Origin of the sequence: Dactylosporangium siamense (assembly GCF_016862795.1) — a bacterium.
Lineage (GTDB): Bacteria > Actinomycetota > Actinomycetes > Mycobacteriales > Micromonosporaceae > Dactylosporangium > Dactylosporangium siamense.
On record NZ_BONQ01000183.1, the window covers coordinates 16,844 to 35,413 of the forward strand.

At 75.1% G+C, this 18,570-nt stretch carries 9 protein-coding genes; 4 read left to right on the forward strand and 5 right to left on the reverse strand.

What is annotated here, in order from left to right; translation table 11 throughout:
• Positions 1–21: 21 nt before the first annotated feature.
• The 4 genes from metK to Dsi01nite_RS53190 form a co-directional block, all read right to left on the reverse strand.
• Positions 22–1,215: a methionine adenosyltransferase gene (metK, locus tag Dsi01nite_RS53175; RefSeq protein WP_203854167.1), complete on the reverse strand. Its 1,194-nt coding sequence runs from the start codon at positions 1,213–1,215 to the stop codon at positions 22–24.
• Positions 1,216–1,244: 29 nt separating this feature from the next.
• Positions 1,245–2,243 carry a beta-ketoacyl-ACP synthase 3 gene (locus tag Dsi01nite_RS53180; protein WP_203854168.1) on the reverse strand — a complete coding sequence of 333 codons (999 nt, stop codon included), beginning with the start codon at positions 2,241–2,243 and terminating at the stop codon, positions 1,245–1,247.
• A gap of 28 nt (positions 2,244–2,271) precedes the next feature.
• A complete protein-coding gene (locus Dsi01nite_RS53185; protein ID WP_239137131.1) occupies positions 2,272–2,943 on the reverse strand; it encodes a PadR family transcriptional regulator in 672 nt (223 codons plus the stop codon).
• A gap of 84 nt (positions 2,944–3,027) precedes the next feature.
• Positions 3,028–4,311: an MFS transporter gene (locus Dsi01nite_RS53190; RefSeq protein WP_203854170.1), complete on the reverse strand. Its 1,284-nt coding sequence runs from the start codon at positions 4,309–4,311 to the stop codon at positions 3,028–3,030.
• A 326-nt stretch (positions 4,312–4,637) separates the two neighbouring features.
• Between Dsi01nite_RS53190 and Dsi01nite_RS53195 the strand changes: the two genes are divergently transcribed.
• From Dsi01nite_RS53195 to Dsi01nite_RS53210, 4 genes are all read left to right on the forward strand, one after another.
• Entirely contained in the window at positions 4,638–11,321 is a 6,684-nt protein-coding gene (locus tag Dsi01nite_RS53195) for a non-ribosomal peptide synthetase (RefSeq protein ID WP_203854171.1), read from the forward strand.
• A gap of 32 nt (positions 11,322–11,353) precedes the next feature.
• Positions 11,354–16,117, forward strand: a complete 4,764-nt coding sequence (locus Dsi01nite_RS53200; RefSeq protein ID WP_203854172.1) for a non-ribosomal peptide synthetase — start codon at positions 11,354–11,356, stop codon at positions 16,115–16,117.
• 107 nt (positions 16,118–16,224) lie between these two features.
• Positions 16,225–17,928, forward strand: a complete 1,704-nt coding sequence (locus tag Dsi01nite_RS53205) for a carbamoyltransferase N-terminal domain-containing protein (RefSeq protein ID WP_203854173.1) — start codon at positions 16,225–16,227, stop codon at positions 17,926–17,928.
• Positions 17,925–18,152, forward strand: coding sequence for a hypothetical protein (locus Dsi01nite_RS53210; RefSeq protein ID WP_203854174.1), 228 nt, complete (start codon positions 17,925–17,927; stop codon positions 18,150–18,152). Before Dsi01nite_RS53205 ends, Dsi01nite_RS53210 begins: the two co-directional genes overlap by 4 nt.
• A 215-nt stretch (positions 18,153–18,367) precedes the next feature.
• Here Dsi01nite_RS53210 and Dsi01nite_RS53215 read toward each other — a convergent pair whose 3' ends face one another.
• A complete protein-coding gene (locus tag Dsi01nite_RS53215) occupies positions 18,368–18,565 on the reverse strand; it encodes an MbtH family protein (RefSeq protein WP_203854175.1) in 198 nt (65 codons plus the stop codon).
• Positions 18,566–18,570: the final 5 nt, after the last annotated feature.

The following is an 18,570-nucleotide window of genomic DNA, read 5'->3' on the forward strand; positions in this document are numbered from 1 at the left end:
GTCTGGTGAAAGCACCAGTCTTCAGGACGTGGCGGCGGCCTTGAGGGCGTCGGCCCGGTCGGTGCTCTCCCACGTGAACTGCGGCAGTTCGCGGCCGAAGTGACCGTACGCGGCGGACTCGCGGTAGATGGGCCGCAGCAGGTCCAGGTCCCGCACGATCGCGGCCGGGCGCAGGTCGAAGACCTGCCGGATCGCGGCCTCGATCCGCTCGACCGGCACCGTCTCGGTCCCGAACGTCTCCACGAACGTGCTGACCGGCTGGGCGGTGCCGATGGCGTAGGCGACCTGCACCTCGCAGCGCTCGGCGAGGCCCGCGGCCACGACGTTCTTGGCGACCCAGCGCATCGCGTACGCCGCGGAGCGGTCGACCTTCGACGGGTCCTTGCCGGAGAACGCGCCGCCGCCGTGGCGGGCGTAGCCGCCGTACGTGTCAACGATGATTTTGCGGCCGGTGAGGCCGGCGTCGCCCATCGGGCCGCCGATCTCGAAGCGGCCGGTCGGGTTGACCAGCAGGCGGTAGCCCTCGTGGTCCAGGCCCAGCAGCGCCAGCTCCGGGTCGACGACGTTGGCCTTGATCTCCGGGGCGAGCAGCGCGTCGAGGTCGACGTCGCCGGCGTGCTGCGTCGACACCACGATCGTGTCGACCCGCACGGGGCGGTGCCCGTCGTATTCGATCGTGACCTGCGTTTTGCCGTCGGGGCGCAGGTACGGCATGGTGCCGTCCTTGCGCACCGCGGCCAGGCGCAGCGCGAGGCGGTGCGCCAGCGCGATCGGCAGCGGCATCAACTCCGGCGTCTCGCCGCACGCGAAGCCGAACATCATGCCCTGGTCTCCGGCGCCCTGGCCGTCCAGATCGTCGCCGGTGTCGCCGACCCGCCGCTCCAGCGCGGTGTCGACGCCCTGCGCGATGTCGGGTGACTGCGCGCCGAGGGAGACGCTGACGCCGCAGGACGCACCGTCGAAGCCCTTCGCGGACGAGTCGTAGCCGATGCCGAGGATGACCTCCCGCACGATCGCCGGGACGTCCGCGTAGCCGGCCGTGGTCACCTCACCCGCGAGGTGGACCTGGCCGGTGGTGATGAGGGTCTCGACCGCGACCCGGCTGCGCGGGTCCTGGGCCAGCAGGGCGTCCAGGACGCCGTCGCTGATCTGGTCGGCGATCTTGTCCGGGTGTCCTTCGGTGACCGACTCGGACGTGAACAGTCGTCTGGTCATGGGCAGCTCCTTGCGAGGGGAGGGGCGGGTCAGGGGAGTTCGACGACGAGCGCGGCATAGGAGAGCCCGGCGCCGAAACCGGTGAGCAGCGCCGGACCGGACGGGGCCGGCGCGTCGCCGGTGAGCATGGCGTGCAGGGCGAGTGGGATCGACGCGGCGGAGGTGTTGCCGGCCGTGACGACGTCGCGGGCGACCCGCACGGCGTCGGGCAGCCGCAGCGCTGCCGCGAGCTTGTCGACGATGCGCAGGTTCGCCTGGTGCGGCACGAACGCGGCTAGGTCCGCCACGCCGAGCCCGGCCGCCTCGACGGCGGCGCGGGCGGTCGGTGCGATCTTCTGGATCGCCCAGCGGAACACCTCCTGACCGGCCATGCGCATGGTCGGCCAGAAGTCGGGCTTGTCGCGGACGGCGAGCCAGGAGTCGGTGTGCGCGATGAGGCCGCTGCGGGCCCCGTCGGAGCCCCACACGACCGGCCCGATCCGCGGCCTGGCGTCGGGGCCGATGAGCACGGCTCCGGCGCCGTCGCCGAACAGGAAGGCGGTGGAGCGGTCCCGCGGGTCGATGATGTCGGTCATCCGCTCCGCGCCGATGACCAGCGTGTACCCTGCCGTCCCGGCCCGCACGAGGGCGTCGGCGACGGCGAGACCGTGGCAGAAGCCGGAGCAGGCGGCACCGACGTCCAGGGCGGCGGCGGCCACCGCGCCGGTGCGGTGCGCGATCTCCGGCGCGATCGGCGGGGACTGCTGGAGGTTGGACATCGACGCGACGATCACCGTGTCGACCCGGTCGGCGGGCACCCCGGCGAAGGCGAGCGCGTCCTTGGCGGCGGCGGTCGCCATGCTGGCCACGGTCTCGTCCGGCCGGGCGTGGCGGCGCGACACGATCCCCGACCGTTGCCGGATCCACTCGTCCGAGGAGTCGATCGGACCACAGACCTCGTCGTTGGTCACCACCCGGTCGGGGCGGTAGGCGCCGACTCCGAGGAGTCGGGCGCCGCCCGGGGGACAGCTGATCTGGACGGCTGGCATGCGGCTCCTCGGTGGCTACGGACGGCGGTCAGGCCGGCGCGGTCGCGCGGCTGCCCGCCGCGGGGCGGCGTCGCGGACGGGGATCATGACCCGCTCGCGTGCCCTCCAGTGTGTCCGGTGCCGTTTCGGCAGGATCAGCGGGCAGGTCCGGCGCCAGTTCGGCGTCGTGCACGCCCATACCGTCCTCGATGCGTCCGGCGATCTCCACGCACCAGTCGGCCTCGCACTCGAACCACCGCAGGGCCCGCTCCAGCTGCCAGTCGACGTGCTCGGGCCGGCCGGCGGCACCCTCCTCGAGGTCGCGGCGCTGCTGCTCGGCATGGGACCACAGGATCCCGGCCCGGGTCCGCAGCGCCCGCACCGCCTCGGCGCGCGGCAGCGCCGGCAGGAACGACAGCGCCGAGAGGAACGGGTCGCTCGGCAGCTGGTACTGCCACCAGTACCGCCGCAGCAGCACCCGGAACTCCCGCATGCCTGCCGGCGTGGTCCGGTAGGTGGTGCGCTCGGGCCGTCCGCCGTTGCGTTCCGTGTTCACCGGCTCCAGCAGGCCCTCTTCGGTGAGCTTGCGCAGCGCGTGGTAGATCGATCCCGCAGGGACGCTCATCGCTGGTCGTCCGTCATAGGCCAACAGCCCGCGGCGGATGTCATGACCGTGCACCGGCTGGAGCGATGACACCAGGCCGAGCACCATGAGTCGCATGGTCGACACCGCCGGAGCGTAGCCAGCGATGTGCCCTGTCCACCGGGATCCGCACACAACGTGTGGCGTGACGCCAGATCTCGATCATCGGTCGGCGGGGGCGGGCGCGGGGAACCGCGCGGGGGTGAGGTGCCTGGACCGCAGTGGGGTGCACAGCCCGGCGGCGACCACCACCAGGAACGATACCCCGACCGCGATGAGCGGGCCGTGCACCCCCACGTGCGCCACCGAGGCGGTGAGCACCAGCGCGCCGACCGGCCCGAACGCGTGGTGGACCATCCAGAACCCGGCCGTCACCCTTCCGAGGAGGTGGTCTGGGGTGACCGTCTGGCGCAGCGACGCTGAGCTGATCGCCGCCATCGTCTCCCCGAACGCGAACGCCACCGCCGCGACGACGACCACGACCAGGTTGAACACCAGCCCGGCGGCCGCGATGGCGACCCCGCAGGCGAGGTACGCGGCGAGCCACGCCGGGCCGAACCCGAGCCGCCGGCGGACCGCGGGGGTGATCAGCGCGGCCACGATCGCGCCGACGCTGGCCGCGCCGAGCAGCCCGCCGACGACCCGGTCGCCCTGACCGAGGTCGTGCCGCACGTAGTAGATGAAGACGTCGACCAGGCCGAGGCTGAGGAAGGTGACCGGGGTGTAGAGCAGGGTGATGGCCCGCAGGACCGGGGTGTGCCACAGGAACCGCACCCCGACGGCCAGGTCCCGCCACACGGCCGCCGCCGGCCCGGCAGCGGGATCAGTGGTCGATGGGCGCAGCCGGATCAGCAGCAGTCCCACCACCGACACGCCGAACGTCGCGGCGTCCACGGCGATCGCGGTCACCGGCCCGGCCAGCCCGGCGATCAGGCCGGCGGCCATCGGCCCGAGCACGAAGCCCGCGCCGTACGTGGCCTGCAGCCGGCTGTTGGCGGCGGTGATCTGCTCCCGCGAGACGATGTTCGGCACCGCCGCGGAGCAGGCGACGTCGAACACCATCGTGAACACGGCGGCGGCCGCGATCACCGGGTACAGCAGCCACAGCTGCTCGCCGGCCGTCCACCAGACCGCCGGCACCGCCGCGTAGAGCAGCAGGCGGGCCAGGTCGCACCAGATCATCAGCCGCCGCCGGTCGACCCGGTCGACGAGGACGCCCGCGAACAGGCCGCTGGCGACGGTGCCGGCCCCGGCGAGGCCGGTGATGAGCCCCATCTGTGCCACCGAACCGGTCGCGTGCAGCACCAGCAGCGGGATCGCGACGAGCGAGAAGGAGCTGCCGAACGTCGACAGGGCCTGCACGGTCCAGAAGATGCCGAAGTCGCGGTTGCGCCGCAGCGGCACCGGCCCGGCGGCCTGGTGCGGATCGATTCCGGATCGGGTCATCGGCGTCGCCTTCAGTCCATCCTCTCGGCAGCTGTCCGCGCGACGGTACCGCCGTGGCGGGCCGGTCACGGCCTCCGGCGGCGTGCCGGGAGGCGGGCCTAGCGATTCGCCTAGTGCTGCCGCCCTCGACTTGAGCGGGGGTCGGCGGCTGCGGTCTGATGGCCGCAACGTGTTCCCCGCCGGGCCGGGTGACGCTCCGGCGGGGAACACGTGGTGCCAGGCCGGTCACCTGCTCCGTGCGGTGGCCGGCTGAGCCGCTCGCCCGGCCGTGGGCGGCGCCCGCTGCCGGGCCCGTCGCGGTGCCACCACGGAGAGGTCCGGACACTGTGGACGATCGTCCCCGCCAGGTGCAGCAGGCCGACCCGGTCCTGCGCATGCTCGACGTGCACCTGCGGGTGATGAGCCAGGCCCATGCGCTGCTCACCGCCGCGCCCGCACCAGCCACGGCCGCCGCACCCCTCACCGCCACGCCCGCCGTGCCCAGCGCTGCCACGCCCGCGGTGCCCCTCACCGCCACGCCTGCGGTGCCCCTCACCGCCACGCCCGCGGTGCTCAGCGCCGCCGCACCCGCGCCCCCGACCACCATCGCACCCGCGCCCGTGAACGCCGCGCCGCCCGAGGCGCCGGCCGGGCCGTATCCGCTCAGCGACGCGCAGCGCGACATCTGGTTCCTGGACCAGATGAGCGCCGATCACTCCCGTGCCTACAACGAGTCCGTGATGATCGTGATGCGCGGACCCCTGGACGAGCCCGCGCTGCGCGCCGCCCTCACCGACGTCGTCGCCCGCCACGACAGCCTCCGCACGGTGTTCGCCACCGACGGCGGCAGCCAGCGCGTCCTGCCGCCGGCCGCCCCCGCCGTGCCGCTGGTCGACCTCACCGCCGACCCGGGCGGGCTGGAAGCGTGGCTGGACGAACGGGCCGGCGACGCCTACGACCTCGCCGCCGGGCCGCTCTTCCGGGCGCACCTGCTGCGCCTGGAGCCGCAGCTGCACCACCTGCACCTCGCCGTGCACCACAGCGTCATCGACGGCTGGTCCTTCGGCGTGCTCATCGACGAGCTGCTCGCCCTCTACCCGGCGCACCGCGACGGCACCCGCCCGGCCCAGCCGCCCGCGCCGCACTTCCGCGACTACGTCGAGCACCTGCGCCGGCGCGCCGGCGGCCCCGAGGGTGCGGCCGACACCGCGCACTGGGACCGGCGGTTCGCCGACGGGTTCCCGGTCCTGCGGCTGCCGTCGCAGCGGCCCCGCTCGGCGAAGACCGCCCGGGCCGGCGGCCGCGTCGAGCACGCCCTGTCCGCGGCGGTGTCCGCCCTCGTCACGGCGCGCGCACCGGCGCTCGGCTGCACCCCGTTCACCGTCCTCTTCGCCGCCTACGCCGGGCTGCTGCACCAGCTCAGCGGCCAGGGCGCCCTGGTCGTGGGGGTGCCGCTGGCGCAGCGGGACCTGCCCGGCGGCACCCACCTCGTCGGCAACTGCAGCACCGTGCTGCCCGTGCTCAGCCGCGTGCCGCAGGACGGCACCGTGCAGGAGCACCTGCGGGCCGTGCAGCGCGCGCTCGTCGAGGACTACCAGCATCCGGGCTTCTCCGTGCGGGCCGTCCGGGACCGGCTGCCGGTCAGCCTGGCGCCGGGGGAGCGGATCTTCGGCTCGTTCTTCAACCTCGACCGGCCGCTGCGCATCCCGGAGGTGCCGGGCCTGGACCTGGCGCTGCTGCGGACCACCCGCCGGTTCTCCAAGGCGGACTTCGAGGTCGACATCCTCGCGATGCCCGGGCAGCACATCATCACCTGCGAATACGACGCCGAGCTGTTCGACGGGGCGACGATCCGCGGCCACCTGCACCGCTACGAGCAGCTCCTGCAGGACCTGCTGCGGGACCCCGAGGCACCGGTCCGGCCGTTGCTGCTGCCGGCCCAGCCCGAGACCCAGCCCGAGACCCAGCCCGCGGCGGAGGAAACGTTGCCGGGGCTGTTCGAGGCGCAGGCCCGGCGGACGCCCGACGCGATGGCGCTGATGTGCGGCGACGAGGTCCTCAGCTACGCCGAGCTCGACGCCCGCGCCGACCGGCTGGCCCGGCTGCTGCGCTCGCACGGAGCCGGCCCCGAACGTATCGTCGCGCTCGCCCTGCCCCGCTCCACCGACCTCGTCGTCGGTGCGCTCGCGGCCGGCAAGGCCGGCGCGGCGTTCCTGCCGGTGGACACCGACCACGCCGCCGACCGCGTCGGGGTGCTGCTCGACGACGCCCGGCCGGTCGTGGTCCTCACCGTCGCCGCGGCCGCCGCCGTCGTGCCCGCCGGACCCGGTCGGCACGTCGTGGTCCTGGACGACCCGGCGGTGCGGGCGAGCCTCGCCGCCGCCGCGGCGCCCGTCGGCGACGCCGAACGCGGCCTGCTGCCGGCGCACCCGGCGTACGTCATCTACACGTCCGGCTCGACCGGCCGGCCCAAGGGCGTCGTCGTGCCGCACGCCGGGATCGTCAACACGCTGCGCTGGTGGCAGCGGGAGCAGCCGCTGGACGGCCGCGACCGCACCATGCTCAAGACGCCGCTGACCTTCGACCCGTCGGTGCACGAGCTCTTCTGGCCGCTGACCGTCGGCGCCGTCCTCGTCGTCGCCGCGCCCGACGGGCACCACGACCCGCGTTACCTGGTGTCGCTCATCCAGCGGGCCGGGGTCACGTCCGTGCAGTTCGTGCCCAGCACCCTGCGGGAGTTCCTCGACGAGCCCGGCGCCGGCGCGTGCGCGACGCTGCGGCACGTCCTGTGCGGCGGGGAGACGCTGCCGGTCGGGCTCGTCCAGCGGTACTTCACGGTCCTGGCCGCGCCGCTGTACAACCTCTACGGGCCGACGGAGTGCTCGATCGAGTCGACGTTCTGGCACTGCCGCCCCGACCCGGGCACCACGACCGCGCCGATCGGCGGGCCCGTCACCGGCGCCCGGCTGTACGTCCTGGACCGCGACCTGCGCGACGTCGGGCCGGGTGCCGTCGGCGAGCTGTACATCGCCGGCGCCGGCCTCGGCCGCGGCTACCTCAACCGGCCCGACCTGACCGCCGCCGCCTTCGGGCCCGACCCGTTCGGCCCGTCCGGCACGCGCATGTACCGCACCGGTGACCTCGTGCGCCGCGACGCCGCCGGCGACCTCGAGTTCATCGGCCGCACCGACGCGCAGGTCAAGGTCCGCGGCGTGCGGGTCGAGCCGGGCGAGGTCGAGGCGGTGCTGCGCACGCTGCCGGAGGTCGCCGACGCCGCCGTGCTCATCCGCACCGCCGGCGAGGACCGGCAGCTCATCGCCTACCTCGCCGCCGACCCGGCCGTCATGGCCGACCCGGCGGCGCTGCTGCGTCGGCTCAGCGACCGGCTCCCGCCGGCGATGCTGCCCACCCGGTTCGTCGCCGTGCCCGCCCTGCCGCAGCTCACCAGCGGCAAGACCGACCGGCAGGCGCTCGCCGCCCTGCCGCTGGAGCCGGCGGCCCGCAGCGTCGGGCGCGCCGCCCGTACCCCCGCAGAACGACAGATGCTGGCGCTCTGGACCGACCTGTTCGGCCGCGACGACATCGGCGTCGACGACGACTTCTTCGCCCTGGGCGGTCACTCGCTGATCGCCACCCGGCTCGTCGGGCGGGTGCGGTCCGCGTTCGGCGTCGAGCTGCCGGTCCGCGCACTGTTCGAGGCCCCCACCGTCGCGGGCGTCGCCCGCACCGTCGCGTCCCTGACCGGGTCGGACCGCCCGGCGCTCGTGGCACTGTCCACATCGGACCGGCAGGCGGCGCCGCTGTCCTACGGCCAGCAACGCCTGTGGTTCCTGCACCGGCTCTTCGGCGCGAGCTCCACCTACAACATGGCCATGTCGCTGCGGCTCACCGGCCCCCTCGACGTCACCGCGCTGCGCCAGGCGTTCGGCGACCTCGCGACCCGGCACGAGACGCTGCGCACCACCGTCGAGCCCGGCCCGGCCGACGACAGCGACGGCGGCGCCCGGCAGCGGATCGCGGCGCCCGGCACGCTGCCCGCCGAGGTCACCGTCGTCGACGTCGAGCGCGACGGTGTCCCCGCCGCCGTCGCCGCGGCCGGGGAGTACGCCTTCGACCTCGCCGCCGAGGCGCCCATCAGGGTGTGGGTGTTCGCGGTGGCCGCCGACGAGCACGTCGTCACCGTCGTCGTGCACCACGTCGCCGGCGACGCCTGGTCGATGGAGCCCCTCGCCCGGGACCTCGCCGTCGCCTACGCCGCCCGGCGCGACGGCCGGGCGCCCGGCTGGGCGCCGCTGCCGGTGCAGTACGGCGACTACGCCGTGTGGCAGCGCCGGCTCATCGGCCGCGAGGACGATCCCGACAGCCAAGCCGCCCGCCAGCTCACCTTCTGGCGGCAGGCCCTGGACGGGCTGCCGGGCGAGCTGATCCTGCCCGCCGACCGGCCCCGCCCGCCGGAGCCCAGCTACGACGGCGCCACCGTCGCCTTCGAGATCCCCGCCGCGCTGCACGCCCGCCTCGAGACCCTCGCCCGCGCCGGCGACGCCAGCGTGTTCATGCTGCTGCAGGCCGCCCTCGCGGTGCTGCTCACCCGCCTCGGCGCCGGCACCGACGTGCCCGTCGGCAGTCCCGTCGCCGGCCGGACCGACCCGGCCCTCGACCAGCTCGTCGGGTTCTTCGTCAACACCCTCGTGCTGCGCACCGACACCTCCGGCGACCCTACGTTCACCGAGCTGCTCGGCCGGGTCCGGGACTGGAACCTTGCCGCCTACGCCAACCAGGACCTGCCCTTCGAACGGCTCGTCGAGGCGCTGAACCCGCCCCGCGTCGCGTCCCGGCACCCGCTCTTCCAGGTGATGCTGTCGCTGGAGAACACCACCCCGGTCGACATCACCCTCGACGGGCTCACGCTGCGCGAGGAGCCGCACCCGTCGACGACCGCGAAGTTCGACCTCACCTTCTCGCTGCGGGAGCGCGGCCCGGCCGCCGGCATCGAGGGCGAGCTCGAGTACAGCACCGACCTCTACGACCAGCGGACCGCCCGGCTGCTGGCCGAACGCTTCCAGGGCGTGCTCGCCGCCGTCGCCGCCGACCCCGCGCTGCGGGTCGCGGACGTGCCCGTCCTCGCCGCCGGCGAGGAGGCGCACCTGCTGGCCGCCGGGCGTGGCAACCCCACCGGCGGCGACCGTGCCGCAACGGTCCTGTCCGCCGTCGAGGAGCAGGTGCGCCGGGTGCCCGCGGCCCCGGCCGTCACCGACGGCACCACGACCCTGACCTACGCGCAGTTGTGGGAGCGCGCGGGCCGGATCGCGGGTGCCCTCCACGCCGCCGGCGTCGGCGCTGATGACGTCGTCGCCATCCTGCTGGACCGGTCCGCCGACACGGTCGCCGCCGTGCTCGGGGTGTGGCGCGCGGGCGCGGCGTTCACCGCCCTGGACGCCGGCTGGCCCGCGGCCCGGCGCGCCGACGTCCTCAGCGCCGCCGCGCCCGTCGCGGTGCTGACGACCCGCACCCGGCTCGCCGACCTGCCACCGGCCGCCGGCACCGTGCTGTGCCTCGACGACGCCGCCACCTGGTCCACAGTGGACATTGCCGCCACGGTACCGGCGGACGCGCTCGCCTACGTGCTCTTCACCTCCGGCTCCTCCGGGCGGCCGAAGGGTGTGATGGTCCACCACCGCGGCCTGCGCAGCGCGTTCGACGGCTGGGTCGAGGCGTACCGGCTGCCGCAGCGGGTCACCTCGGTGCTGCAGATGGCGGCGTTCGGGTTCGACGTGTTCGCCGGGGACCTCGTGCGGGCACTCGGCACCGGCGCGCGGCTCGTGCTGTGCCCGCGTGAGGTCCTGCTCGACCCGCGGGCGCTGCTGGACCTGATCCGCCGGGAACGCATCGACTTCGCCGAGTTCGTGCCGGCCGTCGCGCGGGCGCTCACCGCGCACGCCGAGGCCGTCGGCGCCCGCCTCGACGGGCTGCGGCTCATGGTCGTCGGCTCCGACACCGTCTACCGCGACGAGCTCGCCGCGATGCGCGACCTGCTCGGCCCGGACGCCGACGTCGTCAACTCCTACGGCCTGACCGAGGCCACCGTCGACTCGACGTGGCTGACCGTCGACGCCGCCGGCGCCGGCGACCACCGGGCGCTCATCGGCGGCCCCTACCCCAACGCCACGGTGCTCGTCCTGGACGAACGGCACCGGCTCGTGCCGCCCGGCGTCCCCGGCGAGCTGTACATCGGCGGCACCGCCGTCGCGCGCGGCTACCTCGGCGCTCCCGCGCTCACCGCCGAACGGTTCGTGCCCGACCCGTTCCACGCCGGGCAGCGGCTGTACCGCACCGGCGACGTCGTGCGCTGGCGGCAGGTCGGCGCGGACCCCGTTCTGGAGTACCTCGGCCGCGCCGACAACCAGGTGAAGCTCCGCGGCTACCGGATCGAGACCGGCGAGGTCGCCGCGGCCGTGCGCCAGGTCGCCGGCGTCGACGCGGTCGCGGTCCTCGTGCGCCCCGGGCCCGGCGGCGGCCCGCGGCTCGTGGCCTACCTGGCCTCCGGCCACCGGCCCGAGGACGCGCCGGTGGCGCACTGGCACACCGCGCTCGGCCGGCGGCTGCCGCGGTACATGGTCCCCGACGGGTTCGTCGTGCTGCCCCGGCTGCCGCTCAGCGCCAACGGCAAGGTCGACGAGCGGGCGCTGCGGGACCGCCCGGACAGCGAGGTCACCGTCGCCGCCGGGCCGTACACCGCCCCACGGACCCCGATCGAGCAGCAGCTCGCCGACGTGTGGGCCGAGGTCCTCGGGATCGAACGGGTCGGCGTCGACGACGACTTCTTCGCCCTCGGCGGCCACTCGCTGCTCGCGATGCGGCTCGTCGCCCGCACCGGCGAGAAGCTCGGCGTCGACCTGCCGCTCGCCGCGCTCTTCCGGCACCCCACGATCGCCGCGATCGCCGCCGACCTCGCCGCACCGTCGACACCAGCGGCGGCGTCGGCCTTCACCACCGCCGGGATCACCCCCGTCGCCCGCCACCGCCGCCCGTGACCCCGTCCGTGACCCCGCCTGTGACCCCGTCCGTGACCGCCTTTGCCTGCCGGACCTCGCTGGCGCAGGACCGCATGTGGTTCTTCGAGCAGCTGGTGCCGGGGACCGCCACGTACAACCTCGGCGGTGCGGTCGACATCGACGGCACCCTGCACGCCGGTCACCTCACCGAGGCGCTGCGCGTCTGCGTGCAGCGGCACGAGTCGCTGCGGACCACGTTCGAGGCCACCGACACGGGCGCGCGGCAGCTCGTCCACGACACCGCCGAGCCGGACCTGCGGCACGTCGACCTCACCGGGCTCGACGAGGCCGCGGCGGAGGCCGAGGCGGACCGGGTCGCCGCCGCCGAGGTCGCGGCGCCCTTCGACCTGCGGCGGCTGCCCCTCGCGCGGTTCGTGCTGCTGCGGCTCGGCGCCCGCCGGCACGTGCTGACGCTCACCTTCCACCACATCGTCACCGACGACTGGTCGCTGGGCATCTTCACCCGCGAGCTCGGCGCCGTCTACACTGCGCTCAGCGCCGGCGTCGCGCACCGGCTGCCGGCGCTGCCACTGCAGTACGCCGACTACGCCGGCTGGCAGCGCGACCTCGTGGAGCAGGGCGCCGTCCAGGACCAGCTGACCTACTGGCGCGACCGGCTCGACGGCGCCGCCACCCTCGACCTGCCGACCGACCGGCGCCGCCCCGCCGAGGAGTCCCATCACGGCGCCGGGGTGCGGGTGGAGCTCGATCCGGCGCTCGCCGAGCGGCTGCGCGGGCTGAGCCGCGGCGAGGGCGTCACCCTGTTCATGACGCTGCTGGCCGGCTTCACCGTCATGCTCGGCCGCTGGGCCGGGCAGACCGACGTCGTGGTCGGCACCCCGATCGCCAACCGCCCCCGCCGGGAGCTGCACGACATCGTCGGGCTCTTCGTCAACATGCTGGCGCTGCGCACCGACCTCGGCGGCGCGCCGACGCTCCGGGAGGTGCTGCGGCGCACCGCCGCCACCTGCACCGCCGCCTACGAGCACCAGGACGCGCCCTTCGACCACGTCGTCACCGCCGCCGGTGACCGCGCCGCCGGCCGGCATCCGCTCTTCCAGGTGCTGTTCCAGGTCCTCGAGGACGACCTGCGCGGCTTCGGCCTGCCCGGCGCCACCGTCCGGGCCCGCGACGGCGCCGGGCACACCGTGAAGTTCGACCTGTCGTGCACCGTCGTGGACACCGGCCGCACGCTCGTCGCGGAGCTGCAGTACGCCACCGACCTGTGGGACGAGCCGTCGGTGCGGCGGATGCTGGACGCGTGGGTGCGGGTCCTGCGGGCGATGGCGGCCCGCCCCGACCTCGGCGCCGACGAGGTGCCGCTCATGTCGGCGGCCGCGCTCACCGACGCCGTCCGGACCTGGAACCCGCCCCCGCGCACGTCGTCGCTGACCCTGGACGGCGGGTTCGCCGAGCAGGTCGCGCTGCGGCCGGACGCGGTCGCGCTCAGCGGCCCGGACCGGCGGTGGACCTACCGTGACCTGGACGCCGAGACCTCCCGGGTCGCCGCGGCGCTGCGGTCCGCCGGGGTCGGCGCCGACGACCCGGTCGGAGTGCACCTCGGCCGCTGCCCCGAGCTCGTCGTGGCGATGCTGGGCGTGCTGAAGGCCGGCGGCGGCTACCTCGTGCTCGACCCGTCACTGCCGCCGTCGAGGCTGCGGTACCTCGCCGCCGACGCCGGGGTCCGCGCCGTGCTCAGCGCCACCCCGGTCGCCGGCCTCTTCACCGGCGTCCCGATCCTGCCCATGGACCACCTCGACGGCAGCGGCGGAGACGGTGCGCCCCGCGGCGCCGGGTTCGTGGACGGACTGGCGAACATCGTCTACACCTCCGGGTCGACCGGCGAGCCGAAGGGCGTCGCCGTCACCCACCGCGGCGTCGTCAACCTCGTCACCGGCGACCACGCGGCGGTGACGGCCGGCGACGTCGTGCTGCTGACCGCGGACCCGTCGTTCGACACCACCACGGTCATGGTGTGGTCGGCGCTGCTCAACGGCGCCCACCTCGCCGTCGTCCCCGCCGACCAGCCGCTGGACGCCGCAACCATCCGGGCGGCGGTCACCGGGCACGGCGCGAGCGTGGTGCGGCTGACCCCGGCCCTGTTCCACCTGGTCGCCGACACCGACCCGGCCGCCTTCGACGGGGTCCGGTGCCTGGTCCTCGGCGGTGACGTGCCCGACCCCGAGCGCATCCGGCGGGTCCTCGCCGCCGGCCCGCCGCGGTCGCTGGTCAACGCCTACGGCCCCACCGAGGTCACGGTCACCGCCGCGGCCCACGTCGTCGGCCCCGCCGACCTCGACGACGCCGTGCCGATCGGCCTGCCCGTCGCCGGGACCTCCGCGTACGTCGTGGACCGGCACCTGCGGCCCGTCCCCGTCGGTGTCGTCGGTGAGCTGCTCGTCGGCGGCGCCGGGGTGGCCCGGGGCTACCTGCGGCGGCCCGCCGCGACCGCGGACCGGTTCGTGCCCGACCCGTTCGGCCCCGAACCCGGGGGCAGGCTGTACCGCACCGGCGACCTCGTGCGCCGCCGCGCCGACGGCGCCCTGGTCTTCGTCGGCCGCGCCGACCGGCAGGTGAAGCTGCGCGGCCACCGGGTCGAGCCGGGCGAGGTCGAGGCCGCGCTGCGCCGCCTCGACGGGGTCGGAGAATGCGCCGTCAGCCTCGCCGAGGTCGCCGGCGACCGGCGGCTCGTCGCCCACGTCGCGGGCGACCCCGGGCTGGACGCCGCGGCGCTGCGGGAGATCCTGGCCCGGACCCTGCCGCCGTTCCTGGTGCCCGCGCACGTCGTGGTGCTCGACCGGCTGCCGCTGACCCGCACCGGCAAGCTCGACCGCGCCGCCCTGACCGCCGCCTTCACCCCCGCCGCGCCGGCCGCGCCGCGGCGGGCCCCACGCGACGAACGCGAGCGGGTCCTGCACGACATCTGGACCGGTCTGCTCGGCGTCGCGGACCTCGGCATCGACGACGACTTCTTCGCCAGCGGCGGGCACTCGCTGCTCGCCGTCACCGCGGCCGCCGCCGTCCGGCACCGGCTCGGCGTGGAGGTGACCCTGCGGGAGCTGTTCGCCCACCCGAGCGTCGCGGCCCTCGCCGGCCTCCTCGACGGGCGGGAGTGCGCCGAGGACGGCCACCCCGCCGGGGTCCTCACCGCGGCGGCCGTCGCCGCGCTCCCGCCGCACGAACGGGCCGGCCTGCGGCCGCCCTCGTGGCGGCGCGGCGTCGCCGACCTCGGCACGCCGCCGGACGGACCGGCGCCCGCGTCCGGCAGCCAGCGGGCCATGCTGTTCCTCGACCGGCTCGCCCCGACCGGCACCGCCTACCTGACCACGGCGCACACCCGCCTCACCGGCCCCCTCGACGTGGCGGCGCTGCACGCCGCGCTCACCGCCGTCGTGCACCGGCACGAGGTGCTGCGCACCGTCCTGCGCCTGCACGACGGGCACCCCGTCCAGGTCGTTCTCCCGCCGGGGCCGGTCCCGCTGCCGGTGAACGACCTGACCAGCCTCGACCCGGCAGCCGCGGGGGAGGGGCTGCGCCGGCTCGCCGCCGCGGACGGCCCGTTCGACCTCGCCGAGGGGCCGCTCATCCGGGCCCGGCTGGCCCTGCTCGGCGACGGCGACGCGGCACTGCTGCTGACGTTCCATCACGCCGTCGTCGACGGCTGGTCCATGGGAGTCCTCGCCGCCGACGTCGCCGCGCACTACCGGACCGGCGCCACCCTGCCGCCGCCGGTGCCGCAGCACGGCGAATACTCCCGCTGGCAGGAGGAGTGGCTGCAGGGACCCGACGCGCTGCGGAGTCTGGGGTACTGGCGGCAGCGGCTCGACGGGCTGTGCGACACCCCGCTGCCGGGCGACCTGCCCGGTCCGGCCCCGCTGCCGCTGCGGGGCCGCACGCACCGCCTCACGCTCCCCGCCGACCACGCCGCGGGCCTGGCGGCCCTCGCCCGGGCGCACGACGCGACCCTGTTCATGGTGCTGGCCGCGGCGCTGCACGTGCTGCTCGCCGGCTGGACCGGCCGCACCGACGTGAGCTTCGGCTCGCAGGTCGCCAACCGCCCCGACGAGGAGGTCCGCGACCTCGTCGGCTTCCTCGCCAACGTCGTGGTCCTGCGCGGCGAGGTGGTGCCGGACGAGCCGTTCGCCGCCCTGCTGCGCCGCACCGCGGCGACCTGCCTGGAGGCGTACGAGCACCAGCGGGTCCCCTTCGACGCGGTCGTGCGGCACGTCGCGCCGGACCGGCCCGGGGGCGGCAACCCGCTCTTCCGGGTCGCGATGACGGTGCACAACACCCCACAACCGGCGCAGGAGGCCGGCCCGCTGCGGCTGCGCCCCCTCGACCTGGAACCCGGCGGGCAGGACGCGCGGCACGAGCTGGAGCTCGACATCCGCGCCGACGGCGACGCGCTGCGCTGCGATCTCACCTATGCCGCCGACCTGTTCACGCAGCAGACGATCGCGGCGCTCGGCGAGACGTACCGACGGATCCTCCGCACGGTCGCCGGCGACGCCGCGACCCCCGTCGGGGACCTCCTCGCCGCCGACCAGCTCCGCGAGACGGTGCGCGGGATCGTCGCGGAGGTCCTCGGCGGCGCGTTGGACGCGGTGGACGACGCGGCCGACTTCTTCGCCCTCGGCGGCGACTCCCTCGGCGCGGTGCGGGTGCAGGAGCTGATCCGCGACCGCTGCGGCGCCGACGTGCCGCTCGCCGACTGGCTCGCGGGCGGCGCCGCCGACGTGCCGCGCCTCACGGCGCTCGTGCGTCGCGCGGCTTAGGAATTTCCCAAGCTCGGAGGCGGTCCAATGGTCAAGGTCGGCGGTGCCGCACGCCAGGCGAACACTCTCACCGAAACGCACCGCGCGGCACGGCGCAGGAGGTCTTCGTGATCACAGCCGGGCTCAAATTCACCCAGAGCGGCGGGATCGCCCTCATCGACGGCGACCGGCTCGAGTTCAACATCGAGATGCAGAAGCTCGACAACAATTCCCGGTACAGCAACTTCGACGACCTGCAGCTGGTGCCGCGGATCCTGGCCGACCACGGCTACCGGGTGGACGACGTCGACCACTGGGTCGTCGACGGCTGGGACGGTGCACGCAACGGCCACATCAAGGTGCAGACCGTCGCCGGGGCCGTCGACCTCACCGTCGCGCCCTACCGGGAGACGCCCGCGGTGCCGGACCCGGGGCGGCCCGCGCACCGCGGTGAGCTCAACATCGACGGCACCGTGCGGCCGTTCACCAGCTTCGTCCACGTCGCCAGCCACCTGTCCGTCGCCTACAGCACCAGCCCGTTCGCGGCCCGGCAGGAGCCGTCGATGGTGCTCGTGTGGGACGGCGGCTGCTTCCCGCGTCTGTACTGTGTGGACGGACAGGGCCGCATCGAGCCCGGCGGCGAGGTCTTCCCGCTGATCGGTCACACGTATTCGATGGCGTCGCAGCACTGGGGCCCCTACGCGCGGCGGGACAAGTCCCGCAACGTCGACGACCTGTCGGTGGCCGGCAAGCTGATGGCGTACATCGCCTACGGTACGGCGAACGACGCGGTGAAGGGCATCCTCGCCGACCGCTTCGACGAGCACTTCGAGGCCCCCACCGAGCGGGTCCGGCAGTACCGTGCGGCCATCATCGGCTGCGGCAGCAACGGCGAGCCGTCCCACGGCTACGTGCACGCGTTCCTCACCGACGTGGCCGCCGACGTCGAGCGGCTCGGCGTCAGCGACGAGGACGTCCTCGCCACCGTCCACGAGTTCCTCGAGGAACTGCTGATGCACCGGGTCACCGCGAAGATCCGGGCGTGGAAGGGCGACGCACCCTGGAACCTGTGCTTCGCCGGCGGCTGCGCGCTGAACATCAAGTGGAACAGCGCGCTGCGCGGGCACCCGATGATCCGCGCCATGTGGGTGCCGCCGTTCCCGGACGACTCGGGCTCGGCGATCGGCACCGCCTGCGCGCAACTCGGCGTCACCGGCGGCCTGCGGGCCATCGACTGGCACGTGCGCTCCGGGCCGCGCCTGCAGCCGACGCCGCAGATCCCGGCGGGCTGGTCCGCGGCCCCGTGCACCCCGGCGGAGCTGGGCCGGCTGTTGCACAGCACGGGCGAGCCGGTCGTGGTCCTGAACGGCCGCGCCGAGCTCGGCCCGCGGGCCCTGGGCGGCCGCAGCATCCTCGCCGCCCCGGTCGACGCGGCGATGAAGGACCGGCTCAACGACATCAAGCGGCGCGAGCCGTTCCGCCCGGTGGCGCCGATCTGCCTGGAGGAGCACGCGCCGGAGATCTTCTCGCCGGGCACGCCCGACCCGTACATGCTGTTCGAGCACGACGTGCGCCCGGCGTGGGTCGACCGCATCCCGGCCGTGCTGCACCTGGACGGCACCGCCCGGCTGCAGACCGTGAGCCCCGCCCAGGACCCCGACCTCACCGCGATCCTCCGGGCGTATCACGAGGTCAGCGGCGTGCCGGTGCTGTGCAACACGAGCGCCAACTTCAACGGCAGCGGCTTCTTCCCCGACGTCGCCACCGCGATCGGCTGGGACAAGGTCGACCTGGTGTGGGAAGAGGGCACTCTGTACCGCCGGTCCGCGTGACCGCGCCGCCCGGGGTCCTGCCGCCGCTGGACGACGCCGCCCTCCGGCACGTCGCCAAGCTGCTGGACGAGCTGTGCGGTCTCGTGCAGGTCGCCCGGGCCAGCGGCCCGGCCGCACGGATCGGCCGGATCGAGGACGCCCTCGCCCAGGCCCGCGCCGTGTCCGCGACGCTGAGCACCGCCCTGATCGGTGCCCGGGACCGGTCGGCCATCCCCCCGGACTGACCCGCACCGGCGCACGACAACGGGCCGGCACCCCGACGCTTCCTCCCGTCGGTGGTGCCGGCCCGTTGGTGTCGCTCAGGCCTTACAGCGAAGGCCGTGCAGCTCAGGCCGTGCAGCTCAGACCGTGCGGCTCAGACCGTGCGGCTCAGACCGTGCGGCTCAGACCGTGCAGCTCAGGCCGTGCGGCTCAGACCGTGCGGCTCAGACCGTGCGGCTCAGGTGGCGCGGGCTGCCACGGACTCCCGCAGGCTCTTCGGCCGCAGGTCGGTCCACACCTCGCCGATGCGGGCGAGGCAGGCGGCCCGGCTGCCGATGGTGCCCTCGTCCCGCCAGCCGGGCGGGTTCATCATGTCCGAGGGCATGATGGAGTACTGCTCCTCGTCGTTGCGCACCACACGGAACGCGTCGTTCATCTGCG